Genomic DNA, 24,597 nt, shown 5'->3' with positions numbered 1-24,597 from the left:
CTCAGCTTATCCTCCCTATTTCATCCGTTGCCATCTCGCTCGCTTGTGACCTGGGTGGAGTGAGGCGATTTTTCTGGGCGGAAGACAGTACGGCGGGCTGTGTGAGTTTGGAAGCCGCCCACTTCTGATAAGGTATAGAGCGGTCTACCTTTGATTTCTTCGTAGATGCGGCCTACATATTCGCCCAAAATGCCGATGCTAATCAGTTGCACCGCTCCTAAGAAAAACACCACGACCGTGATAATCGTGTAGCCGGTCAGGGGCGAGTTCGGGGCAAACAATCGCCAATACATTACCAGTAGCCCCATCAGTAAAGAGACGGCAGCGGCGGCTAGACCGAGGTAGGTGGAGAGTCGCAGAGGTACTTTAGAAAATCCGACTAGGCTGTTGATCGCCAGGGCCAGAGATTTGCCGAAGGTATATTTGACGTTGCCAGCATGGCGAGGTGCACGGTCAAACAAAACAGCAGTCTGCCGAAACCCAACCCAAGCCCGCAGTCCTCGGATATAGCGATTGCGTTCCGGCATGGCGTTGAGTAAATCCACCACTCGCCGATCCATCAGGCAAAAGTCGCCCGTATCGATGGGAATCTCGACATCGGCTAGATGATACAGAACACGATAGAAGCAATGGGCCATCAAGCGTTTGAACCAAGGTTCTCGCAATCGTTGAGTACGCTGAGCATAAACGACTTGATAACCGCGCTGCCATTGATTAACGAGCCGCGGAATCAGCTCTGGCGGATCTTGTAAATCTGCATCCATCACAATCACCGCTTCGCCCCGCGCAAAATTTAGCCCAGCTGTAACAGCCACCTGATGCCCAAAGTTGCGCGCAAAGCTGAGATAGCAGACCCGCTCATCTCGTTCATGCAATTCCCGAATCAACAGCAGCGATTGGTCGCGACTGCCATCGTCCACTAAAATCAGTTCCGTTTCACCGTCGAGGCAGTCCAACACTGAGCATAGCCGCCGATAGAGTTCGGGAATGGTGGCTTCTTCGTTGAAGATGGGGACAACGATCGAGTAGCGGGGCATAGAGGAAAAGTTTTGAGTTTTAAGTTTTGAGTTTTAAGTTTTAAGTTTTGGTGGCGTAGCCTGTGCGTTTGACGATAGCTGCCGTAGGCGTAGCACGTAGTTTTGAGTTTGGGGAATGTGGCTTAAAGGATGTTTGAAAAGCTTAAGTAATTCAACCAAATTAAACAACACAGCGTGCGAGTGTCCCGCTCGCGGCGGGCAAGATACCCCCACTACAGGCTAAAAATAATTTGGTTGACCTGTCTATTTAGTCGCAACTACGGCCAGATTCCAGGCGTAGCGTTTCAGCCAGGGAAATTGCTTCAACAAGGCGTCGAGCTTTTCTAGCCGCAGGTAGGTGGGCTGGAGGCGATCATGTTCCAGAATGATTTTTTTCCAATACCGCTCTTCGTTGGGATTGACGCGCTCGATCAGGTAAAACTGCAAAAAAATCCAAAGCGTGGCGAGCCAGAAAGTGTCGTAGTGAGTTTGGGTGAACAGGGATTTGACATAGCGAACGAGGTTGATATCGAGCGGTGTTTCGTCTTCGGTACGGACTTTGGTAGCAATGCGACGATAGACGTTGATCACCGGGTTATGCTTGAGCGGGTCCCAAAAGCAGAGCTGCCCGCCCGGTTTGAGTACCCGATAGGCTTCCTGAATCGTCAGTTTGGGATCGGGGATGTGGTGCAGCAGATTCGAAGCATAGACAATGTCGAACGTATTGTCGGGAAAGTTGAGCGCCATCGCGTTCGTAACCTGCCCTTCCACCTGCACCCCGTTGGCTTCCGCCAGCTTTAATGCCACCTCCACCATGCCAGGAGAATAGTCTGCCGCCATGCAACGAGCACCCTTGCTGGCAAAATAAACGCTATTTTCACCGGCCCCACAGCCCAAATCCAGCAGGTATTTGCCGCGCACATCACCCAAATGCTGCAAAATAAACCGATTTTCCGGCGCGGTACAGGCTTCAAAATAATCGCGGACCCGAATCCCTTCTACATCGATGGCAGCGGCCCAGCGATCGTGAAAGTCCTGCTCTTTGCGGAGAATTTCGTCTTGCATAACCCGACTCAATTCAGTTCCATAACAGAATATCGCACCCCATCCGACTCTGTACGATGACGGCTGAGCAAAACGCTGCCTGAACTGCAAAATCAAAAGGGACACAGCACCGCCATGCCCCCGCTCTCAGATTCGACGTAAATCAAGCCAGTGAAACAAGCACCACAACGAGATCCTAGGCTCCCATCCGGTTGATGATGTTCTGCACAATCTGCATGCCGGTAACTGCCTGCCAAGCGAACAGGAGCACTAACACGAGATTGAGTGTAATGTGGCTGTAGCGTGCCCACTCGTGCCCCTTTTGCATATAGGGTGACAAGGCCGCAGAGGTGGCAATCAACCCGGTCATACTCAGACCTGTCAGCAGGTGAGGATTAACAAACAGCTTGCCGCTGTTGATGTAGGTTGCTCCCATTGCGCCGATCGATCCCACGACCATCAAGGCCAGCAGAATCGAGCCAAGCTGATAATGGCGGATGTTAAACCGACCTTTGATCAGCGCTTTCTTTTGCTCTCCTTGGGCATCGCGGGTGCGGCGAATTTGAAAACCTAAATAGCCAGCGTAGAGGGTCATAATCAACAGGACCCACATCAGAATTGGGTGAGCAAATTGGCTCCAAACCTTAATGGTCTCTAGAATCTCAGGGTTCATGGTGTTCTGCGTCTCTAGGGTGAGGATCTTCAAATCTTCAAAAAATTACCATAGCCATTTGCCCAGTTCAGTTGGGCTGACTACCAGTCTTAAATAAATATTAAGTTATATTGCTTAAAATTTGCGATCCAAATAATTCCATAAAGACTGACGCATCACATCCACCGGAGCTGGCTGCTGTAGCCAAAGTTGGAGAGCGGCGGCTCCCTGCTGCACTAGCATTTCCAGGCCATCCAGTGCTACCGCTCCCTGCTGCTGAGCCTGCTGAAGAAAAAGGGTTGGGCGCGGTGTGTAGATCAAATCGTAGGCAATCGTTCCGGCTGCTAGAGCCTGGATTTCTGACGCTGTTAGGGGAGTTGCCTGGTCCTGAGGATGCATGCCGATAGGGGTAGTATTCACCAGCAGCGACGCTTCTGGCAGCAGTTTGGGTAAGCCTTCCCAAGCGTGAACTGAAAGGAGATCGGCTATCGGAGAGGTTTGCCAGCTTTGCAGAAATCCCTGTAATTTCTCAGAATTGCGTCCCACTACCTGGATCTGCCGACAGCCCAAATCCGCACAACCCGCAACTACTGCCCGTGCTGCGCCGCCATTGCCCAGAATCACTGCCGTGGATTGACTCCAGTCGCGCTGCATTCGCCGTAGGGGAGCCAAAAATCCTTCTACGTCCGTATTGGTACCAAACCAGCCTTGTTCAGTTCGCCAAACGGTATTCACCGCTCCAATGGCCTGGGCCACGGGTGATACTTCGCTCAGGAGCGGCATAATCGCCTGTTTGTGGGGAATCGTGACGCTGAAGCCCCGCAGCCCAATCGCCTCGAAACCCTGAATGGCCTGCTTGAGATGCTCTGGTACAATCGCGAACGGCAAATAGACAAAATCGACGCCGAGTTCCGCAATCGCGGCATTGTGCATCACAGGTGAAAGCGAGTGGGCAATCGGATAGCCAATTACGCCCAGCAGTTGGGTAGTGCCAGTAATCATGCAGTTGAACTAATCAGCATTAGTAAAGAGTGGAAAAAAGTGGCCGACGGGTCCCTGACCTTGACCGATGCGGAGGGCATAGTGCAGGGCTGTGGTGACATACTGCTTGGCCTGCTGAACCGCCGCAAACAGGTCCTCGCCCCGCGCCAAATTAGCTGCAATTGCCGCCGAAAGGGTGCAGCCTGTACCGTGGGTATCGCGTGTATCCACAGTTTCGGTTCGCAGCACTTCGAGCCGTTCACCATCAAACCAGACATCGACACCGCGCCATTCTCCGGTCATCCCGCCGCCCTTCACCAGTACCGCCTTGGCTCCTAAGCGGACAATTTTCTCGGCGGCGGCCTGCATCTCATTTAGCGTCGTAATTTCTAGCCCGCTCAGCATCTGGGCCTCATAGCGGTTGGGAGTGAGAATCCGAGCTAAGGGAATTAACTGCTGCCGCAGGGCGGTGACAGCATCATCGTCGATCAACTGGGCACCTGTGCGGGACACCATCACCGGATCAACGACTAAATTGCGCATCAAGTCAGGCTGATGCGCAATCTGATTGGCGACTGCCGTAATAATGCCCTGATTCAGCAACATGCCGGTCTTGGCCGCCTGTACACCAATATCTTCAATCACGGCAGTGATTTGAGCAATCACAGCTTCGGGCGGTAGGGCATCTACGCGGGTCACGCCTAATGTGTTTTGGGCGGTAATGCAAGTAAGGGCACTGGTTCCATGTACCTGATGAAAGGCAAACGTGCGCAGATCGGCCTGAATGCCCGCACCACCCCCACTGTCAGAACCCGCAATCGTCAGGGCTACAGGAACTGCAGCCGAAAAGGAAATAGTCATGACTGCTAGCTAAAAATTGCCTGATTAAACTCTCGCTTCCAGCAGTTTCAGATATTCGGTATTTACGCCCGACTCGCGAATCAGCGCAATTTTACCGGTACGAGCAATTTCGCGAATTCCAAATCGGTTCAGGACCTGCACAATCGCTACCATCTTGCCCGGATCGCCCACTACTTCAATGGTGAGGGAATCTTCGGCCACATCCACGACCCGCGCCCGAAAGATGTTGACCAACTCCAGAATTTCGGAGCGATTCGAGCTGGTGGCATTGACCTTCATTAACATCAGCTCCCGCTCGACACAGGGCACTTCAGTGATATCTTGCACCTTCAAGACGTTGATCAATTTATAGAGCTGTTTTGTGACTTGCTCAATGGCGCGATCATCACCCGGCACCACCATCGTGATCCGAGAAATGCCGACCTGCTCAGCCGGACCCACCGCCAAACTCTCAATATTGAAACCACGACGCGCAAATAGCCCAGAAATGCGGGATAACACGCCCGCCTCATCTTCAACCAAAACGGAAAGAGTGTGCTTCATGGATGCAGGTAGAACAGCAAAAGATTAGAGGACGACTGACAAACCAGAAGTGAGACAACGGCCGAGACCAGATTTCAAACCCGATCAGGCTATTTCAGCCAATAACTCAGCGGCCAATCACAAGCCATAAATCCAAGCTACGAGCCAATAGTAGTTCTCTATCATAGCCTGACTTGCTGTCTCTGCGATGTCTCGGTTAGTTGCGGCTCTATCTACCGCAAATGCAAAAACCGTGGAAGCACTGCGCGACTCAAATTAAATATCACAAATAATACCAGTATTTATACTGAGCTGAATTTATTCTCTAGCTTGAGCTATAACTGCGATTCACTCTAGTCGAGGCAGGTTATGATCAGGGGCTAGTGCTGAATCTTCCATATTTAGCGTCACTAGATATATGAACACTCTAGACCTAGACAGTCATCGAATAAACTCTGGATGGAACTGGTCCAATCGTATCTATCTTTCAGTCCCCTTGCTGCTCGACCGGTTTCTAGCTCTGAGCTGGCCCTCCTTGTAATTCTTTTACAAGAAACGGGTATGTTCCATTATGGGTAGCTAGTCCTCACAGGAACTTCAGGAATGTAAGGAGAAAGGAGACGCCTCGGATGCCGTTTACCGCTGGGAATGAATTCAGGGTCAACCAAATCACAGATCTTGAGCAAACTACGTCATCGACCAACATTTTTGAGAATGCCGAGCGGCCCATGCAGACCATTGGCATGGATGCTAATGGCAACATTGTCGTCGTTTGGTCGAGCTTGGGGCAAGATTTGCCAACTCCGGATGAAGCAGATTTTTGGGGAGTTTACGCTCGGCGCTATGACGTAGTAACCGGCCAGTGGAGCAACGAGTTTCTGGTGAACCGCGATACACCTGCTGAGGGCGACCAACGCAGTGGCAGCCAGCTTGCTCCAGCAGTGGCGATGGATGATGAAGGGGATTTTGTCATTGCCTGGTCTAGTAATAGTTTCTATCAAGACGATGTGAGTGGCTACGGCATCTATGCCCAGCGCTATGACAAATCTGGCAATCCGCTAGGCAGCCAATTTCAGATCAATACCACAACAAACTCGGATCAGTTTGATACGGCAATCGCAACGGACGCAGATGGCGATTTTGTCGTCACCTGGACGAGCCGCAACCAGGATAGTCCCGGTAGTCGCGGCATTTATGCTCGACGCTACAGCAAAACGGGAACCCCGCTGACCGGCGAAATTCAGGTCAATACCTACACCACAAACGATCAAATTCATTCGTCAGTGGCCATGGATGCCAATGGCAATTTTGTGGTGGTTTGGGCTAGCGACGGTCAGGATGGTGATTCTTGGGGCATTTTTGCCCAACGCTTCAATGCCGACGGCACTAAAAACGGAGCTGAGTTCCGCGTCAATACCATTACTACTAACTTCCAGCGCTATCCTAGCGTGTCGATGGATGCTACCGGCAATTTTGTCGTCACCTGGACCAACAACAGCGGTGCGTCTAATGGCGGAGAAGATATCTACGCCCGTCGCTATAACAGTAGCGGTGCAGCCCAAGGTGCGGAGTTTTTAGTCAATCAAACCACTGCGGGCACCCAGCGATTCTCCCAGGTCAAGATGCTAAAAACAGGTGGGTTCATCATCACCTGGACTGGGGAAGACTCTGGGGGGACCGGCATCTTTGCGCGGCGATACGGGGCCAATGGGCAACCGCTCTCGGGAGCAGATGGGAATCAATTTCGGGTCAATGCGACCCAGACAGGTCTGCAAAACTTTGCGGCAGTTGCAGCAGATAGTGGTGGTAACTTTGCAGTAGCTTGGACGAGCGATCACGGCGGAAGCGAAGATGTTTATATTCGCCCCTATTCGGTTACTCCCTTACCCAACAATCCTCCTACTAATATCACCCTCAGCAACAGCGCCATTGACGAAAACGTTGCTGATAACAGTTTGGTTGGCACCTTCGCTTCGGTTGATCCGGATGGTGATACGTCCTTTTCCTATGAGCTGATTGCGGGAACGGGCAGCGCTGATAATAATGCCTTTACCATTGTTGGTAACGAACTGCGCATCAAAAACTCTCCCGATTTTGAAACCAAATCCAGCTACTCGATTCGGGTCAAAACTACTGATCCGGGCGGTCTTAGCTTCGAGAAACCCCTAACCATCACAATCAGGAACCTGAACGAGGCACCGACGGGCATTTCAATCGACAGCAATACCGTCAATGAGAATGTACCTGTGAACACCCTGGTCGGTAGATTCTCAACTACTGATCCAGATGCCAATAATACTTTCTCCTATCGCTTAGTCTCAGGGGTGGGCAGCACCGACAACGCTCTGTTTGAAATCTCAGGCAATGAGCTGCGGATCAAAGCCGTTCCTAATTTTGAAGTCAAACCTACTTACTCGATTCGGATTCAATCTTCAGACCAAAATGGCCTCACGGTTCAGAGACAGTTCACTATCAATGTTCGAGATCTGAACGAAGCACCCACCAATATTTCGATTAGCAGGAATAATATCAATGAGAATGTTCCAGCTAACTCAGTCGTTGGCACTTTCTCTACAACTGATCCAGACGCTAATGATACCTTTACCTACGAGCTAGTAACGGGACAAGGTGGCGCTGACAATAATGCCTTTACGATTGTTGGCAATGAGCTGCGAATCAAGAACTCTCCTGACTTTGAAACCAAGCCTAGCTACTCAATTCGAGTCCGCTCCAGAGACAAAGGTGGCCTCGCAACTGAGAAGATCTTCACAATCAACATCAATGATCTTAACGATCCGCCGTCCAACGCAGCGCCAACTAATCTGAATCTAACGCCTGCCAATATCAACGAAAACGTTGATCCTAATGCGCTGGTCGGTACTCTATCTACAGTTGATCCTAATCCTGGTAATACCTTCACCTATACCCTAGTAGCTGGGGCGGGTGATACAGATAACAATACCTTCACAATTTCTGGCAATCAGCTTCGAATCAAGATATCGCCAAATTTTGAGCAAAAGAGCACCTATTCAATCCGAGTCAGAACTACCGACCAGGGTGGCCTCAATTTTGAGAGAGCACTGACGATTAATATCAATGACTTGAATGAGGCACCCACCGATATTCTGCTTAATCCGGATACGGTAGATGAGAACGTGCCTGCCGGTTCGTTGGTCGGCAATCTCACCACCTTAGATCCGGATAGAAACGAAACCTTTACCTACCAACTCGTAGCCGGTCCGGGCAGTGCCGACAATGGAGCATTTACCCTGACAGCCGACGGAAAGCTCAGCATTAAAGCATCGCCCGACTTTGAGCTGAAATCCTCCTATGCAATTCGCGTCCGGGTGACCGATAAGGGCGGAGCTACTCTGGAGAAACAGTTTGTTGTCAATGTCAAAGACCTACCCGATATTGATGGCACCCCCACCAATCTCACCCTCACCAATAGCGAAATTGTCGAAAATTCACCAGCCAATTCCGTTATTGGCACCCTAATCACCACCGACGACAGCAATGGCCCTTTCACCTACACCTTGGATACGAGCTTTGGCGATGGTGATAAGTTCACAGTCAATAACGACCGGCTGATCCTCAAACCCGTTCCCGATTTTGAAACCAAACCGCAGTACACGATCCGAGTCAGAACTACCGACCCCGATGGCCGCAGCCTCACCAAGCTGTTAACCGTCACCGTCAAGGATATCAACGAAGCCCCTACGAATCTGACTCTCAGTGCCAGCACCATCGACGAAAATAAACCGGCAGATTCGGTTGTAGGTACCTTCACACCGACTGATCCCGACGCCAACGAAACCTTCACCTACTCATTGGTAGCCGGTCCCGGCAGTGCCGACAACAGCGCTTTCCGTATCATCGGTCGAGAACTGCGCCTGATCAATTCACCAAACTTTGAAACTAAACCCAGCTATTTAATTCGAGTGCAGGTGAAAGACAAGGGCGGCTTGGTGTTTGAGAAGCCCTTCACGATCAATGTCCGAGATGTGGGAGAAAGGCCAACCGATATCCGGCTCAGTGCTACCAGTATCCAGGAGAATAATCCGGCAGATGCCATTGTGGGCCGCTTCAGTACAGTTGACCCCGACCCGAATGAAACCTTTACCTACGAGCTGGTTACGGGTACGGGCAGTAGCGATAATGCTGCCTTCCGAATTGTCAACAACGAACTGCGGCTGCGCAATCCAGCCAATTTTGAGACCAAGCCTTCCTACTCGATTCGGGTCCGCACCACCGACAAAGACAAACTGACGTTTGAAAAGACGTTCATCATCAATGTTACTGACGTTAACGAACGACCAATTGACCTGACCCTCAGCTCCACCATTATTGACGAAAACAAACCAGCGAACTCAGTAGTCGGTAAATTCACAACCATCGATTCTGACAAAAATGATTCTTTTACCTATCAGCTTGTTGCAGGGCAAGGCAGCGCCGATAACAGTGCTTTTACGATTGTAAATGGCGAGCTGATTCTCAGGAATCGTCCCGACTTTGAGACCAAGCCTTCCTACTCAATTCGGGTCCGCACCACCGATTCCAAAGGTCTCAGCCTTGAAAAAACATTTGCCATCAGGGTCAGGGACATAAATGATGACCCAGGTACAAATCCACCGCAGGACATTCTGCTTAGCAATAACCGCATCAACGAAAATATTCCGGCGAATTCCGTTGTTGGCAACTTCAGTACGATTGACCCTGATCAAAATGAAACCTTTACCTACACGCTGGTAAATGGAACAGGTAGTGCTGATAATAATGCTTTCACAATTGTCAACAACCAGCTGCGGATCCGGAACATCCCCGACTTTGAAACCAAACCCAGCTACTCGATTCGAGTCCGAACCACAGACAAGGGCAACCTTCCGTTCGAGAAGGTGTTTACGATCAACGTCAACGACCTACCCGAACTGCCGGGAACCAATCCGCCCCGCGATCTGCTGCTCAGCAATAGTCAAATCGACGAGAACATTCCAGCTAATTCGCTAGTAGGCCGATTCAGTACGGTCGATCCCGACATTGGTGATAGCTTTACCTACGAGTTGGTTTCTGGACAGGGCAGCACCGACAACAACGCCTTCACCCTGATTAATAATGAGCTGCGCCTCAAGGGGGTTCCCGACTTCGAGGTCAAACCCAGCTATTCGATTCGAGTCCGAACCCGTGATAAAGGCAATCTGACCTTGGAAAAGGTGTTTACCATCACGGTCAGAGACCTGCCGGAAACACCTGGAACTTCGGTACCACAAGATATCCGGCTATCCAACAATCGGATCAATGAGAACGTTCCGGTCAACTCGCTAGTAGGCAATTTCAGCACTGTCGATCCAGATACAGGTGACAGCTTTACCTACGCGCTGGTGACTGGCACTGGTGATGCGGACAATAGCGCCTTTACTATCGTCAACAACGAACTGCGTCTGAAAGCTAGCCCCGACTTTGAAACTAAACCCAGCTATTCGATTCGAGTTCGAACCACTGACAGAGGCAACCTCTCGTTTGAGAAAGTCTTCACGATTAACGTGATTGACTTACCTGAGAATCCAGGCGATACAGCTCCTACCGATCTGCTGCTCAGTGCTAATACCATCAACGAGAATGCTCCGGTAGATACAGTCATTGGTAAGCTGAGTACGGTTGACCCTGACCGAGGAGATAGGTTTACCTACGCGCTCGTACCCGGTTTTGGCGACAACTCTGCCTTCCGCATTGTCGGGGATGAACTGCGGATCACAACCTCACCCGATTTTGAAACTAAGCCCTCCTATTCGATCCGGGTCGTGACGACTGATTCCGGCGGCCGCACCTTTGTCAAAACCTTGACGATCAACGTCATCAACCAGAACGATGCTCCGATTGTCACTCCTTCGGTAGGCAGCCTCTCCTACCGAGAAAACAGCGGTAAGGTCGCGATCGATCCGGGCGTTAGCCTCACCGATATCGATAGTCCCAACCTAGAGGGCGCAACCGTGCGGATTCTGGGCTATGTACCGGGACAAGATAGCCTGGAACTCGTCGCTCAAAATGGCATCACCGCTAATTTCGATGCCGCCAGCGGTGTGCTGACCTTGTCCGGTTCGGCTGCTCTCGCGAGCTACCAACAGGCACTGCGGTCAGTGACCTATCTCAACAACAGCCAGAATCCCACCCCCGCCCCTCGCACAATCGAATTTACCGCCCGCGATGGTTTAGCCACTAGTCGGCCTGCTACCCGCACAATTCAGATTGTGCCAGTGGACACGGCTCCTACCGTCACTAGTTCTGGTGGGCGACTATCTTATTTGGAAAATTCGGGTGATGTCAGAGTTGACGCAAACCTTACCATCAGCGATGTCGATAGCTTGAATTTAACGAGTGCTACGGTGAAGATTATTGGCTATGTCCGCAATCAAGACCGCCTCAGTGTCAATGCCCCTGCCGGCATTTTCAGTAATTTTGATGTCAATACCGGCACCCTGACCCTGACTGGAGAAGCTCCCATTGCCAGTTACCAAGCTGCCCTCCGGGCTGTCTCCTACCTGAATACCAGCAGCAATCCCAACACCGCACTGCGCACCGTTCAGTTCAGCGTCCGAGATGGGTCAGCCACCAGCAATTTGGCCTCGCGCTCGATTCAGGTGGTTCCAGTTAACTCGGCTCCAGTCGTGACGGTCTCTAGTGGCAATCTGTCCTATCGGGAAAACGCAGGTCAGCAGGTGATCGATCCGCAAATTCGGGTGGTCGATGCCGATAGCCAAACCCTGACGGGCGCGACCGTGAAGCTGCAAGGCTACCGGGCCGGACAGGACCGCCTCAGTACCACTAGTCAAGCGGGCATCACGAGTAGTTTCAATGCGGCTACTGGCATTTTAACCCTCAACGGCACAGCTTCGGTGGCAGTCTATCAGTCAGTATTGCGTTCCGTTACCTACAGCAACAGCAGCAATAATCCCAATTTGGGACTGCGCACCGTTCAGTTCAGCGTCAAAGACAATAGCACCACCAGCAATTTGGCTGCCCGTTCGATTCAAATCCTTCCTGTCAATGACGCGCCTGTCCTGCAACCGTCGGTTCAGCAACTTACCTTCACCAGAGGTTCAATTTTGATCGATCCAAAATTGAACCTGAACGATGCAGATAGTTCAGTTTTATCTGGTGCAACGGTGCGCATCCGGGACTACATTGCCGGAGAAGACAACCTGTTGTTCAAGGACCAGAACGGCATCACAGGTAGTTTCGACCCGGTAGCGGGTGTGCTGCGCCTGTCCGGTTCAGCACCAGTCGTCTCTTATCGTTCGGCACTGCGGTCGATTCGGTTTGCCAATAACCGACCCATTCCCACAGGAACACCTCGCACGTTGGAGTTTCAGGCCACGGACGGCGTATCTAACAGCAATCCAGGCCGAGTTCAGATTCAATTTGCTCCCACGGGCAATGTTCCGACGATTGACTTGAACGGCACAGCGGTTGGGGTGGACTATGGCAGTACGTTTGTGATTGGCGGTCCGCCTGTAAATATTGTGGCAACGGATGCCCGCTTCACCAGTCAGAACTACCCGGTTTTGACCTCGGCTGAGGTGACGCTTGCCAATCCGCTGGATGGCATCAATGAAAAACTCTCGGCAGTGACGACGGGAACCAATATTGTTGCCAGCTATGATGCTAACCGCAGCGTTTTGACTCTGAGCGGACGCGGCTCACTAGGAGACTATTTGCAGGTTCTGCGCACGGTGAAATACGAAAACACCGACCCGGCAATCGACACCACCACCCGCACTATCCTGTTCCGACTCCGCAACGGCAACAGCATCAGCGAACCGGCCCAAACCCGCGTCCAGATCAGTTCGATCAAGCTCAGCAATGGCACCCTCGGTCCCGATGGCTCGCTGTTTACTACTCCGGCCACGGACTTGATCGATGCCTTCGCCAGCGACGATTCGGTGGTTTCAATTCTGGCGAACTTGCAGCAAAACGACTCGATTAAGGGCGGCTTAGGACGCGATACCTTCACCCTGCTCGACGGTAGCGGCACAGCCATCATCGATGTTGATAACCCGATAAATCAAGTCGGCGGCATCCTGACGGGCAATACCGTAATCAACGGCTTCGAGGTGTTCCGCCTCACAGGGTTTGCGGGTACGGCCACCCTGATGGGCAGCGATTTGCAAGACGATAGTTTGTCCGGGGGTGTCGGCAATGATGTCATCTTTGGCAAAGCTGGTAACGATGTGCTGGGGGGCAATGCGGGCAACGATCGTCTGGACGGTGGTCTTGGTGACGATCAGCTAGAGGGCGGCCTCGGTGATGACCTGTACATTGTGGACAGTCCCAATGATTTTGTGATCGAGCGGCTTAACGAGGGATATGACACGGTAGAGTCCGGAGTAAGTTTGACGCTTGGCAATCACCTGGAGGCACTGACGCTAACGGGTACGGCTACAGTTGGTATTGGCAATGACCTGGATAACCAACTGACTGGCAACAGTTTAGGCAATCGACTCAGCGGTGAGGCAGGTAACGATCGGTTGGTCGGGGGTGATGGCAAGGATGTACTGATCGGGGGCGATGGCAACGATCGGCTGATTGGTGAGCAGGGGCGAGACCGGATGATAGGCGGCAGAGGCAAAGACACCTTTGTGCTGACCAAAGCACGCCGCAGCAGTCGCGAAACGATCCGTGATTTCCGTTCGGTGGATGACACGATCGAGATTGTTCGCAGTGGGTTTAGCGACTCGCTCAAGTTGGGCCGGGTCCGCGCCAGTCAGTTCCGCCTGGGTACTAGCGCTGAGGACAGCAGCGATCGATTTATCTATAACCGCAGAAGCGGCATGTTGTTCTTTGACGCGGACGGTGTCGGCGGTGTTGGCCAAGTGCAGATTGCTCGCCTTACTAACAAAGCCACCCTCAACCGCACAGATTTGATTGTGGTCGATCTCTAGTCCTGATTTTAATTTTGACCATTCTGAGCAGATCGCAGCACCAGCACCGACTTCACCGGACGCCGCACTGGATTGCCTTCAGCATCGAGCTTGCCGTGCACGGTGGTTCCCTCATAGAACAAAGCCGAGGAACTGCCTCCATCTAAATTTAGGGCAGCAGTAACTCCTAGGCTTTTGAGGAATTCGGCCATTTCCGACAATGACAGGCCCGATGGGTTAACCCCTGGTTTCTGTGCCGCCATCACCCAGAGCATATCTCCGTCTGGAGTCAAACCAACTGCGGTTCTGGCGTTTGGTTGGCGGCTGCCCAGTGCATCTCGGATGACAGTACCTGTGGCATCAGTTGCAGTGAAGCCTTCCAACTCAGAGGTTAACTCAGGCAGTAACTGAGGACCGGCCCCCAAGGCATCGAGCAGTTCACAGTTTGTCGGGATCGGATCGCGATGCAAGGCAATCGCATAGCGCAAGTTCTGGGTACACCGATAGCGCCGCAACTCGCTGCGGTTGAGAATCTGATCCATGTAAGGAATCAAATCGGGATTGTTGACCAATCGCTCGTTTTGGCTCGGATCGGCCACCTGTTGTCCCTGAATCGTGACATAGGAAGTCGATTTCTGGTTCTGCGGATCAAAAAAGCCACCGTTGAGCACAGCAATCGCATCGTACTGTTGAGCAAAGGTTGCTAGATCGGCGATTTCTGGAGCCACAGCAGGTACAACCTGATAGGCACTGGCCGGAATCCGCAGGACATGCACTTCACTGGTTGGCAATGAGGTTACTGTATAGTGCAATTCAGCAGAGCGGTTAACCACCGGACTGGAGGCCATCAATGGCGAGGGGGATGACTGCACCGCACAGCCTGCCAAACCAACTACGCCAGCCCCAATTAGACCTAACAATACTGTTTTACTCATGAAATTTGGAAACGGCAGAAATATCGTCTGAATTCTAGGTCATCGTAGCCAGCCAGGATTTCTTTGATCGTCATACCAGCATCCAAAACCTCAAAGGTATAGCCGTTGCCATGACAGATAGGACAGAGATATTGCTGTCCTATCTGTCATGGCAAACACTATAAATTCTAATCCAGCCGGAGGTTGGCAATTGCAACGGTAGAGATTTCAACGAGATGGGATAATTTCACGATTTGCCTTGCTAATCTAAGGGATTTGGCCAAGACAATTGAGAGAGGTCCAGGTTGCATCGGGCGTCGCTGTTGCTGCATCCGCCACTAGCATAACTTTGCCATCTTTATCTCTGACCCAGCCTTGTGCTTCAATCACCGGTGAAGTAGCGGCGGTTGCAGTGGCTCTAGAAATAGCAGGCTCTTGGTTGATTGCTGAGCCACTACTTTGGGGCGCAATCGCCCAATCGGTAATTACAGCTCCACTGCCGCGCAAATCGGTTGGGTTTGGGGGTAAGCCACCGCGTCCGGTCACGACAAACTCACCTAGCCGATCGGCAACTGGACCTCCGGCTCGACAGCCCTGAGCGATCAGTTGGGACGCATCGACCAGCGTGCTGGGTAACTCAACGATGCCCCTAGTCGGATCAACCGTGGGTGTATTGATGCTAATTTCACCATCTACGCCAGTATCGGAAGTAGCCGTAATATCGCTTTGATCGGTGCGCTGATCGCGTGCAGTGACGCCAAGAATCCCTTGAGCGTTAATGTTGATATTACCACCATTATCTCTGCTAGCATCTGCGTCAATGTCGCTATTTTCAGCCGGAGCATTCAGAATAAAATTCGCGTTGATATTAATATTGCCACCATCGCCACGACCACTTCTCAATCCGGCTGTCGTCGAAATTTCGCTGCCACGCCGCAGCACTAGCAAATCTACGTCATCTAACTCTATTCTGGCTCGACTACCTGACTCGGTTTGCGCCCTCAAGCGTCCCTGATTGTCTAGCAACATGCGATTCGCCCCGATACGAATACTGCCAGCGCCAGGGGATTCAGGGTTAAGACTGCTGACCGTAATCAACCCCTGATCGCGAACGGTGAGATTGGCCGTGCTGAGCCGTAAGTTGCCGCCGCTGCCAGTTGCCCGTCGAGATTGGGGCGTACTAAATTCCCGCACGCCGCCGGAAGTAGCCGCAATTCTGGCCGGGAATCCACCTTGTTCCGAAACTCCACTGACTTCAATCGCTTCGCTGGCTCGCACATCGATGTTACCCGCTCGACCCGATCCATAGGTTGTGGCTTGCAAAATTGCGCCATCCCGAATCCGCAGCCGCTGAGTTTGAATCCGAAGTGTACCGCCATTGCCGCTAGAGCCAATATCCGTACCGACAAACAAACCGCCTGATATTGGAAGCCCTTCGTCTAAAAGGGGACGACCATTCGCATCGACTGGAGTACCAATTAATTCGATTGTGTTGGCTCGAATTGTGAGATTTCCGGCCCTTCCTCTACCAAAGGCACTTATTCCGATCTGTCCACCTGAACGGACCTGTAAGCGATTGGTCTCAATACTCAAGTTTCCGGATGCACTAGCTCCTTGAGAATTTGCATAGAGCAGACTTAATGGAGAGTCAAAGGGTACTGTTGGGGAAATACCTGCCACCGTCACAGCCTCAGAAGCATTGACCCTAACATTTCCACCCTTTCCACGGCCTGAAGTTGTAGATCCAACTTGGCCTCCTGCTCGAATTCTAAGTTGCTGAGTTAAAAGAATAATATTCCCTGCTCGTCCATCACCACGAGTTGATGTACTCAAAAAACTATCTTGCCCAATCACAATCAAACCTGTGGCTCTAATCTCCAATGCCCCAGATGGTTGAGTAGAATTATCAGAAGCAGAAAATACCAAAGACTGGCGTAGTATGACACGCTCACCTTGGATTTGAATTGTTCCTCCAGGAGCACCACTTGCATTAAGTTGAATGATATCAAGCAAACGCACATCACCAAACTGATCGACTGCTTCGTATCTCAAATCCCAGCCTTGAGAAATCGGTGTGAGTGAAACTTGACCCCTACCGGCTACACTCCCTATCTCAATTCGGCCCCCATTTGTCCTAATACTGCTGCGTCCTGTTAGCGTTACGTCACCTCCAACCAGCGCAAACGTTTGATCAGGATCGACAATTAAACCTGCAACTGGAAAACCAAACGAGTCTTCGAGGGGATTACCCGCTGCATCGGTCTGGGGAGCAATCGAACGATTCACAATTCCACCAGGATTAGGGCCAAACTGCAAGCCCACCGGAACACTCACGGTCAGCAACGGATTGGTTTGGGGACGGACGGCGCTAAATTGAGTGCCATCGGCAAAATTGATGCTGTCGGCGGTTGTGGCGATAAACGATCCGCCGACTTGCAGCGAAGCATTTTTGCCGAAAATAATCCCGTTAGGATTCAGCAAAAATAAATTGGCCGGACTAATGCGATTGTTGGGCTGGAGGACTTCGACTAATCCATTAATCCGGGAAAGATTCCGGCCCGTGACGCGAGTAAAAATATTTGTAATCGACGCATCAATGCCTTGAAACGATGCTGCTTCACCCGGTGCTACCGAAAATTCTCGAAAGCTATGAAATAGGTTGCTACCGCGCCTTGTGCCTTCGGTAATCACAGTGCGGTTGCCAGAGCGAGTGACTCTAGAAGGCTGGGATAGGGTCGAGTCTGGAACAATTTCCGCGACTGTTGGACTGACCCACCCAGCCCCAATCATGACACTTCCGACCAAGCCACCCAACAGGGAAAATTGTTTCATGGCGTTACGAGAACGAGCAATCTAGCTCAATTCTCTGATCAGAAGGTCGCATTCAACCGGCAAGGTTAATTAGCCTTTATTTGCAGGACCACTTCCCGGTGGCTTCGGCTTTGGTTTGGGCCTGCGCCGTTTTTCAGATACCATTTCCACCGCTTTGAACTCTCCATCTGAAGAAAGAGTACCAGTAGGTGACGGAAGGGTATCAGGAACTGTTTCTGCACTAGTTGGACTGAGCCAGCTAGAACTGAATAGGACACTTCCACAAACCAAAGGCAAGAGAAGTTTGATGTTGACGCGTTTCCTTTCCGCTCCAGAACAGTGAGAGCTAAATCGCAAACTAGTTTTCTTCAGCATTGAGACGTTGGCTCCTTTTTCAAGACACCACTTTACGTCTACATAAGCTGCCGAAAATAGTCCTGTCAATCCCGGTGTAGGGCATTAGTTCGATACTTCCGCCTGACCCTATGAGCAGCATTCAATAGAACAGTAGAAACAAGCGGAAGTTGCAGGACTTTAACCAGCCCAGTGAAACTGCTTAGCCTTTATTACTAGGACTCGTTCCCGGCGGTTTGGGCTTGGGTGGTTTTGGCCCGGACTGCGGTCTACCCGTACCCGGCTTGGGTTTCTTTGGTCTGTTATTTCTAGCAGATGACATACCCGATCCCTTTGATGCTAAGGTTAACTATCTCTAGTAAGGCTGATGCAGAGGGGCTGTGTCAGTACCCGCGTGGGTCATTTTTTTGTGGCAAGGGAAACGAATGAACGTTGCAACCTGGAATGTCAATTCAATTCGGACGCGCTTAGACCATTTGGTTCGTTGGTTGGAAAATAATCGGTTAGAAAATAATCCGGTCGATGTGCTGTGCTTGCAAGAAACCAAAGTCACCGATGCAGAATTTCCCAGAGCGGCAATCGAAGCCCTTGGCTATCAAGTGTACATCTCTGGGCAAAAATCCTACAACGGGGTGGCTCTGCTCAGCCGTGCTCCAGTAGAAACCGTCACCGCCGGATTTGCCCCCCTATTGGGCGACACAGTAGCCGATCTCGACGAGCAAAAGCGGGTGATTAGCGGCGTGGTGTCGGGGGTTTATATTCTCAACCTGTATGTACCCAACGGTTCCGAAATTGGCAGTGACAAATACCAGTACAAACTGCGCTGGCTAGCGACCTTGCGAGACTATTTAAAAAACCTGCTGCCGCAACAGCCCCACATCCTCGTTTGCGGCGATTTCAATATTGCACCAGAGGACCGGGATATTCACGACCCCACCGGACGAGAAACCAGAGTCATGGCCTCCGATGCCGAACGACTGGCCTTACAGCACGCCATATTCGACCTGGGATTCGTCGATGCCTTTCGCCAGTTTAGTCAAGCCTCCGAGTTTACCTGGTGGGATTACCGAGCCGCTGCCTTTCGCCGCAACATGGGTTGGCGCATTGATCACCACTATCTATCTCCCCAGCTCAGTCCAAAAGCCAAACGCTGCACGATCGACAAAGCCCCGCGCGGTTGGGAAAAACCCAGCGACCATGTCCCAGTAATTGTGGAATTGGAGGTCTAGTTTATCAATGCTTGCCCAACAGCCGATCGCGCAGATGCTTGATTCGATCGCGCAGCTTGGCCGCTTCTTCAAATTCGAGTTTTTTGGCGGCTTCTTTCATTTCTGCTTCGAGTCGGACAATCAGGTCGGGAATGTTTTCTAGCGGTAGATCATCGGCCTGTTCGTAGGCTTGGTCTAGCTCTTGCGCCGTCAGCCGACGCGACACCTCCAAAAATTGCAGAATTGCATTACTGGAGCGTTTGATGATCGATTTGGGGGTAATGCCGTGCTTTTGGTTGTACTCGAGCTGAATTTTGCGACGACGTTCGGTTTCGCTGATCGCTCGTTCCATACTGTCGGTGAGGTTGTCGGCATAGAGAATTGCCTGTCCGCGCACATGGCGAGCGGCTCGTCCGATCGTCTGAATCAGCGATCGTTCGGCTCGCAAAAAGCCTTCTTTGTCGGCATCCAGAATTGCCACCAGCGACACCTCCGGCAAGTCCAATCCTTCCCGCAGTAGGTTTACCCCGATCAACACATCAAAATCGCCGTTGCGCAGATCCTGAAGAATCTCGATGCGCTCAATCGAGTTGATCTCGGAATGCAGATAGCGGACCCGAATTGCTCTTTCTTGTAGGTATTCGGTCAAATCTTCAGCCATGCGTTTGGTCAGCGTGGTCACCAACGTTCGTTCGTTGAGCTGCACCCGCTGTTGAATTTCATGCAGTAAATCGTCTATTTGACCATCGGTAGGCCGCACCGAAATTTCTGGATCGACCACACCCGTGGGACGAATCACCTGTTCGACGACTCGCCCCGTTCCGGGAATATACAGTTTACTTTCGAGCTTGCCTTCGGTCTTCACTTCAAACCGAGCGTCCGAGACCTCTAGCTCCCAGTCTCCCGGCGTAGCCGAGACAAAAATACACTGCTTCACCTTCTGCCAAAATTCTTCGGCCTTGAGGGGACGGTTATCTGCGGCGCTGGGCAAGCGAAAGCCATGCTCGATCAGCGTCAGTTTGCGCGAGCGGTCGCCGTTGTACATGCCGCGAATCTGCGGCACCGTGACGTGGGACTCGTCGATCACCAGCAGCCAATCGTCTGGGAAATAATCGAGCAAGCATTCAGGCGGTGAACCGGCAGGACGACCGGCCAAGTGACGGGCATAGTTTTCCACGCCGTTGCAATAGCCCACTTCCCGCAGCATTTCCAGGTCATAGCGGGTGCGCTGGTCAAGCCGTTGGGCTTCCAGCAGCTTATTGTCTTTTTCTAACTCAATCAGCCGATCCTTCAGCTCTTGCTCGATGGCGTTGCAGGCTTCCTCTAGCCGCTCATCGGGCGTAACAAAGTGGCGAGCCGGATAGACATTCAGAGCATCCATGCTTTGCAGCGTTTCGCCGGTGATCGGATCAATGTAACGAATTGCATCAATTTCATCGCCAAAAAACTCGATCCGAATCAGGCGATCTTCGTAGGCCGGACCAATTTCTAGCACATCGCCCTTCACCCGAAACTTGCCTCGCCCCACATCCAGGTCATTACGTTCGTATTGCACGGCGGCCAAATCGCGCAACACCTGCCGCTGGTCTATTTCCATCCCAACCCGAAACGGAATCGAAGCCCGCAGGTACTCCGAGGGAATCCCTAAACCATAAATGCAGCTAATCGATGCCACCACAATCACATCCCGCCGCTCAAACAGTGACCGCGTAGCCGAGTGCCGCAGCATGTCAATCTCATCGTTAATTGAAGCGGTTTTGGCGATGTAGGTATCGGTGACTGGAATATAAGCTTCTGGCTGGTAATAGTCGTAATAGCTGATAAAGTACTCAACCGCGTTATCTGGAAAAAATTCCCGCAGCTCATTGCACAACTGTGCTGCCAGGGTTTTGTTATGGGCCAAAACTAGCGTTGGTTTACCGACATTTTGAATCACCCGGGCAACTGAGTGGGTTTTTCCAGTTCCCGTTGCCCCCAGCAAGGTTTGGAAGCGATGCCCTGCCTGCACATGTTTAGTTAGCTGCTTGATTGCCTTGGGCTGGTCTCCCTTTGGCTCAAACGGTGCCTGAATGTTAAATTCTGCCATGCTGCCTTCTGGATGACATTACGCCTCTTCTATGATGACGAATTGTAATCAAAGCTGGAGCAGCAATTGGTCGCTGGGAACTCTAAACTCAAGAGTAACGCGGATTAGCTTCCCTTATATCAATCGCCTCGTTAATAAAAATCCTTGAATTGTATCCAATGAATCTTGTTTCAATGGACTACAGCAATCAACAATGGCAGCCCTGGAGTATCTACACAAGCCAGTCTCGCAGGATTTCGAGCCAACTTTGGATCAGACTGCGGCAATGGAGCAGTAAGTTACGTTTTTTACATCAACTAGCTCTCAGGAACGCCATATCGTAGCGCTAGCCACAGACAGCTATAGACATGAGTTCCATAATATGTGATTCTCTACGTCAGCTATCTGAAAATTCGCCACTCCTACTGACCTCAGGCCAGAAGAATCGGTTCCTGTTCCCTATCCGTCGGCGACTTTCGCTGCATCTACTCGCTATGCAACTATCTCCCTACACGCAATACTACATTCGCAAGCTGCTGCGTCAGTACCTTAGCTACATTCACTATCCTCTAACCGGCGTTGGAGTTTGCAATTTTTTTCAGACGGACCTAAATCAATTGCTGAAGCAGCTTTATTCAAAAGGGTTCGAGTATGGCATCAAAATTCAGGAGTTGGAAACCCTGATTCATCTGCATCAAGCCAGCGAACCACAGAAGATTTATCCTTACGAAACCCTTTCCGAGATCGAGCAGAAGATTTTTTGGATCCTCGGCCTCAAGTTTTTGGCTATTTTACCCTCAATGCCGCTGACCGTTGTGTCAGAAGCCTCCACAGCCCTGTTCCATTTCGTATTGAATGACCAACTTCATCAGGGCATTCGTCACGCCGATGAACTCTATGGTATGGTGCTGGAATTTGGTGCTGTTCGTCTTAGTGAGACGGAATCTTCACAAAATTTAGAAGCTTATCGGTTGCTGCTTGAACTCACCGATCAAAGCATTCCCTTCATCTTGACTGTATCTGAATTTCGCCACCGCATCTGGGTCAGCCTGCGCGCACCGTCCTACCACACCCTATTCAAACAGAACGCCCCGATACTCAAGAAAATCGCCTAGGCAACCGCCCACACCACATCCAAACAGGTCACATCCAGTGCGCCTAGCGCTCAAAGCGTCATAGAGCAAGCCCAAATTGGTTGTAAAAACGGCGGCCAGACGCTCGTGTATTTCCTAGCTTCTCGCTCTTGACTCCGGTTCGGCTGAGCTCACCGTCGCTCGCGGAGCGCGTTCCACGAACGAAGCCTGACTTCTGGTTCCTGACTCCTCAATCATTTCACAATCCATCTGATCTACTGCCTCTTGGTTCCCTGCTTGCTCGACCTCTTGACAGTAGGGTATTGCTGTCTGCTTAAGTAATACCAGTTCTTAGTTTTGAGTTTTGAGTTTTGAGTTACGGACCCTGCCCAATCTAGCCGGTTGAGCTTGGTGATCTGTAGCCCAATCAAAGGGAAATGGTATAAGTGAAAGGCAGCATTGGTAAGCGTTAACGCTGAGAGCGATTCAACCTAGCTTCTCCCGCAGCCTTAAGCTCAATTTACTGGAGGGGGTGCGGTGGAAAATTGGCAAGCAATCATGGCGACGGTCACCTTTCTAGGGGTGATCCTGTTGTTGATGACCGAGTGGGTTCACTTGACGATTGCAGCATTTCTGGGAGCAATGCTGCTCGTTTTTACAAACGTAATGAGCTTGAATGAGGCCATTGGCTACATCGGCAACAGCTATCCAACGTTGGCCCTGTTTTTTGGCGTCATGGTGTTGGTGCGAGCCTTTGAGCCGACAAAAATCTTTGACTACCTGGCTACTCAAATCGTCATTTCGGCCAAGGGGCAAGGCAAACGGCTGCTTTTGGCAATTGTCGCGATTACCACACCCATCTGTGCAATTCTGCCCAATGCCACAACGGTAATGCTGCTAGCCCCTCTGATTCCGCCAATGGCTGAGGAGATTGGGGTGGACTTTGTGCCGTTATTGATTCTAATGGTGTTTGTTGCCAATAGCGCTGGCTTATTAACTGTGGTGGGCGATCCAGCAACCTATATCGTGGGCGAGGCCGTGAATGTCGGCTTTGTGGAATATCTACAGCGCTTAAGCTTGGGGGGGGTTCTGGCAATTATCACCATTGTGCTCATGCTGCCGTTTTTGTTTCCTGACATTTGGCGACGACGGCTGGGAGATTTGGACCATTTGCCCCATCCAGAGATTAACCATCCCCGTGTGCTCACCGTTGGGATGATTATTGTGGCACTCGTGCTGCTGTTTTTTGTAATCGGCGAATTTATGCCCGTGCCTGTGTCGCCAGCGGCGGCGGCCTTGATGGGAGCGGCTTTAGCGTTACTATTAGCTCACCAGAGCAAAATTGATACCGTCAACAACATTCTGCGCGATGTGGACTGGAGCACTCTGCTGTTTTTCATGTGCATTTTCGTGCTGATTGGCGGACTGGAAAAAACGGGCGTAATCAGCAGTTTGTCAGCCATCCTCGGAGTTTTATTGGGGCAAAACATTTTGCTGGCTGCTCTGGTGCTCTTGTTCTTTGTCGGGATTGTTTCCAGTGTGGTACCCAATATTCCACTAGTGGTGGCAATGGTGCCGCTGCTAAAGCAGTACGTTGTCAACGCTGGGTTAGCGGGTCCAGAGATTTTGCAAACTGGTTTTGCAGGTGATTTACCGCCAACTGTTTTACCGTTGTTCTATGCCATGATGTTTGGAGCGACGCTGGGAGGAAATGGCACTCTAGTGGGTGCTTCGTCTAATATCGTGGCGGCTGGAATTTCAGAAATGCACGGACGCCCCATTCCCTTTAAGCTATTTCTTCGCTATGGGCCGCCGGTGGCTTTGATGCAGCTTCTCGCCGCCGCCTTCTATGTGGTAGCCCGGTTTTTCGTCTGGCAATGACTTCAGCGATGGACGGCCTAACGGTGTGTTAGGCGCTTGATTAAGAATCTGGCAGAAGCTGAGATAGGTATCTACCGCCTTATGAAACTCTGCTTCTGCCGCTGTCTCGCTTGTGGCTTCAAAGGTCACTATGTCCTGGATGCTGGAAACCCGGCCATACCAAACCTGGGAATTGGGATCTCGGTTGAGAATGGTTGTGTATCCTTTGTAGCTCAGATTCATTGCACTCACCGGAATTGTTGGGAATTTGATGATTGGGATCTTGAGATCTATTGTTGGGACCTTGACTGGCAGAAGCAG

The 24,597-nt window shown here is 51.3% G+C and carries 14 protein-coding genes; 4 read left to right on the top strand and 10 right to left on the bottom strand.

What is annotated here, in order from left to right; all coding sequences use genetic code 11:
* Positions 1 to 20 precede the first annotated feature (20 nt).
* The 6 genes from HJG54_RS16070 to ilvN form a co-directional block, all read right to left on the bottom strand.
* The gene (locus HJG54_RS16070; RefSeq protein WP_316429925.1) at positions 21 to 1,037 is read right to left on the bottom strand and encodes a glycosyltransferase family 2 protein; all 1,017 of its coding nucleotides are present in this window, start codon (positions 1,035 to 1,037) and stop codon (positions 21 to 23) included.
* A gap of 243 nt (positions 1,038 to 1,280) precedes the next feature.
* Complete coding sequence (locus HJG54_RS16065) at positions 1,281 to 2,081, bottom strand: class I SAM-dependent methyltransferase (RefSeq protein WP_316429924.1); 801 nt, start codon at positions 2,079 to 2,081, stop codon at positions 1,281 to 1,283.
* Positions 2,082 to 2,256: 175 nt separating this feature from the next.
* On the bottom strand, positions 2,257 to 2,733 hold the full coding sequence (locus tag HJG54_RS16060; RefSeq protein ID WP_316429922.1) for a DUF4079 domain-containing protein: 477 nt from the start codon (positions 2,731 to 2,733) through the stop codon (positions 2,257 to 2,259).
* A gap of 114 nt (positions 2,734 to 2,847) precedes the next feature.
* Positions 2,848 to 3,714, bottom strand: coding sequence for a shikimate dehydrogenase (locus HJG54_RS16055; protein WP_316429921.1), 867 nt, complete (start codon positions 3,712 to 3,714; stop codon positions 2,848 to 2,850).
* A gap of 9 nt (positions 3,715 to 3,723) precedes the next feature.
* The gene (gene thiD, locus HJG54_RS16050) at positions 3,724 to 4,554 is read right to left on the bottom strand and encodes a bifunctional hydroxymethylpyrimidine kinase/phosphomethylpyrimidine kinase (RefSeq protein WP_316429920.1); all 831 of its coding nucleotides are present in this window, start codon (positions 4,552 to 4,554) and stop codon (positions 3,724 to 3,726) included.
* A 24-nt stretch (positions 4,555 to 4,578) separates the two neighbouring features.
* A complete protein-coding gene (gene ilvN, locus HJG54_RS16045) occupies positions 4,579 to 5,097 on the bottom strand; it encodes an acetolactate synthase small subunit (protein ID WP_035996987.1) in 519 nt (172 codons plus the stop codon).
* A 608-nt stretch (positions 5,098 to 5,705) separates the two neighbouring features.
* Here ilvN and HJG54_RS16040 point away from each other — a divergent pair.
* Positions 5,706 to 14,012 carry a cadherin domain-containing protein gene (locus HJG54_RS16040; RefSeq protein WP_316429918.1) on the top strand — a complete coding sequence of 2,769 codons (8,307 nt, stop codon included), beginning with the start codon at positions 5,706 to 5,708 and terminating at the stop codon, positions 14,010 to 14,012.
* An 8-nt stretch (positions 14,013 to 14,020) separates the two neighbouring features.
* On the opposite strand, the gene HJG54_RS16035 is transcribed toward HJG54_RS16040, so the two are convergent.
* Together HJG54_RS16035 and HJG54_RS16030 are read right to left on the bottom strand one after the other, a co-directional pair.
* Entirely contained in the window at positions 14,021 to 14,926 is a 906-nt protein-coding gene (locus HJG54_RS16035) for a phosphodiester glycosidase family protein (RefSeq protein ID WP_316429916.1), read from the bottom strand.
* A 246-nt stretch (positions 14,927 to 15,172) separates the two neighbouring features.
* Positions 15,173 to 17,737: a filamentous hemagglutinin N-terminal domain-containing protein gene (locus HJG54_RS16030; protein ID WP_316429914.1), complete on the bottom strand. Its 2,565-nt coding sequence runs from the start codon at positions 17,735 to 17,737 to the stop codon at positions 15,173 to 15,175.
* Positions 17,738 to 18,495: 758 nt separating this feature from the next.
* Between HJG54_RS16030 and xth the strand changes: the two genes are divergently transcribed.
* Entirely contained in the window at positions 18,496 to 19,299 is an 804-nt protein-coding gene (gene xth / locus HJG54_RS16025) for an exodeoxyribonuclease III (protein WP_316429912.1), read from the top strand.
* A gap of 4 nt (positions 19,300 to 19,303) precedes the next feature.
* Here the strand turns inward: xth and uvrB are convergent, their stop codons facing one another.
* Positions 19,304 to 21,364, bottom strand: a complete 2,061-nt coding sequence (uvrB, locus tag HJG54_RS16020) for an excinuclease ABC subunit UvrB (RefSeq protein ID WP_316429910.1) — start codon at positions 21,362 to 21,364, stop codon at positions 19,304 to 19,306.
* Positions 21,365 to 21,837: 473 nt separating this feature from the next.
* Between uvrB and HJG54_RS16015 the strand changes: the two genes are divergently transcribed.
* Together HJG54_RS16015 and HJG54_RS16010 are read left to right on the top strand one after the other, a co-directional pair.
* Complete coding sequence (locus tag HJG54_RS16015; protein ID WP_316429909.1) at positions 21,838 to 22,458, top strand: hypothetical protein; 621 nt, start codon at positions 21,838 to 21,840, stop codon at positions 22,456 to 22,458.
* A gap of 495 nt (positions 22,459 to 22,953) precedes the next feature.
* Positions 22,954 to 24,297 carry an SLC13 family permease gene (locus tag HJG54_RS16010; RefSeq protein ID WP_316429907.1) on the top strand — a complete coding sequence of 448 codons (1,344 nt, stop codon included), beginning with the start codon at positions 22,954 to 22,956 and terminating at the stop codon, positions 24,295 to 24,297.
* On the opposite strand, the gene HJG54_RS16005 is transcribed toward HJG54_RS16010, so the two are convergent.
* Positions 24,208 to 24,519 (bottom strand): hypothetical protein, encoded by a 312-nt coding sequence (locus tag HJG54_RS16005; protein WP_316429905.1) that lies wholly within the window; start codon positions 24,517 to 24,519, stop codon positions 24,208 to 24,210. The two genes, HJG54_RS16010 and HJG54_RS16005, sit on opposite strands and share 90 nt — an antisense overlap.
* Between the last annotated feature and the right edge of the window lie 78 nt (positions 24,520 to 24,597).

Origin of the sequence: Leptolyngbya sp. NK1-12 (assembly GCF_032598965.1) — a bacterium.
Taxonomy (GTDB): Bacteria; Cyanobacteriota; Cyanobacteriia; order Elainellales; family Elainellaceae; genus Elainella.
Note: the sequence above shows the minus strand (reverse complement) of the source record. Positions and strands in the feature narration are given on the sequence as shown.

Excerpts from the sequence above, each read along its gene's own strand:
- HJG54_RS16070 (WP_316429925.1), bottom strand. The coding sequence starts at position 1,037 with ATGCCCCGCTACTCGATCGTTGTCCCCATCTTCAACGAAGAAGCCACC.
- HJG54_RS16065 (WP_316429924.1), bottom strand. The coding sequence starts at position 2,081 with ATGCAAGACGAAATTCTCCGCAAAGAGCAGGACTTTCACGATCGCTGG.
- HJG54_RS16060 (WP_316429922.1), bottom strand. The coding sequence starts at position 2,733 with ATGAACCCTGAGATTCTAGAGACCATTAAGGTTTGGAGCCAATTTGCT.
- HJG54_RS16055 (WP_316429921.1), bottom strand. The coding sequence starts at position 3,714 with ATGATTACTGGCACTACCCAACTGCTGGGCGTAATTGGCTATCCGATT.
- thiD (WP_316429920.1), bottom strand. The coding sequence starts at position 4,554 with ATGACTATTTCCTTTTCGGCTGCAGTTCCTGTAGCCCTGACGATTGCG.
- ilvN (WP_035996987.1), bottom strand. The coding sequence starts at position 5,097 with ATGAAGCACACTCTTTCCGTTTTGGTTGAAGATGAGGCGGGCGTGTTA.
- HJG54_RS16040 (WP_316429918.1), top strand. The coding sequence starts at position 5,706 with ATGCCGTTTACCGCTGGGAATGAATTCAGGGTCAACCAAATCACAGAT.
- HJG54_RS16035 (WP_316429916.1), bottom strand. The coding sequence starts at position 14,926 with ATGAGTAAAACAGTATTGTTAGGTCTAATTGGGGCTGGCGTAGTTGGT.
- HJG54_RS16030 (WP_316429914.1), bottom strand. The coding sequence starts at position 17,737 with ATGAAACAATTTTCCCTGTTGGGTGGCTTGGTCGGAAGTGTCATGATT.
- xth (WP_316429912.1), top strand. The coding sequence starts at position 18,496 with ATGAACGTTGCAACCTGGAATGTCAATTCAATTCGGACGCGCTTAGAC.
- uvrB (WP_316429910.1), bottom strand. The coding sequence starts at position 21,364 with ATGGCAGAATTTAACATTCAGGCACCGTTTGAGCCAAAGGGAGACCAG.
- HJG54_RS16015 (WP_316429909.1), top strand. The coding sequence starts at position 21,838 with ATGCAACTATCTCCCTACACGCAATACTACATTCGCAAGCTGCTGCGT.
- HJG54_RS16005 (WP_316429905.1), bottom strand. The coding sequence starts at position 24,519 with ATGAATCTGAGCTACAAAGGATACACAACCATTCTCAACCGAGATCCC.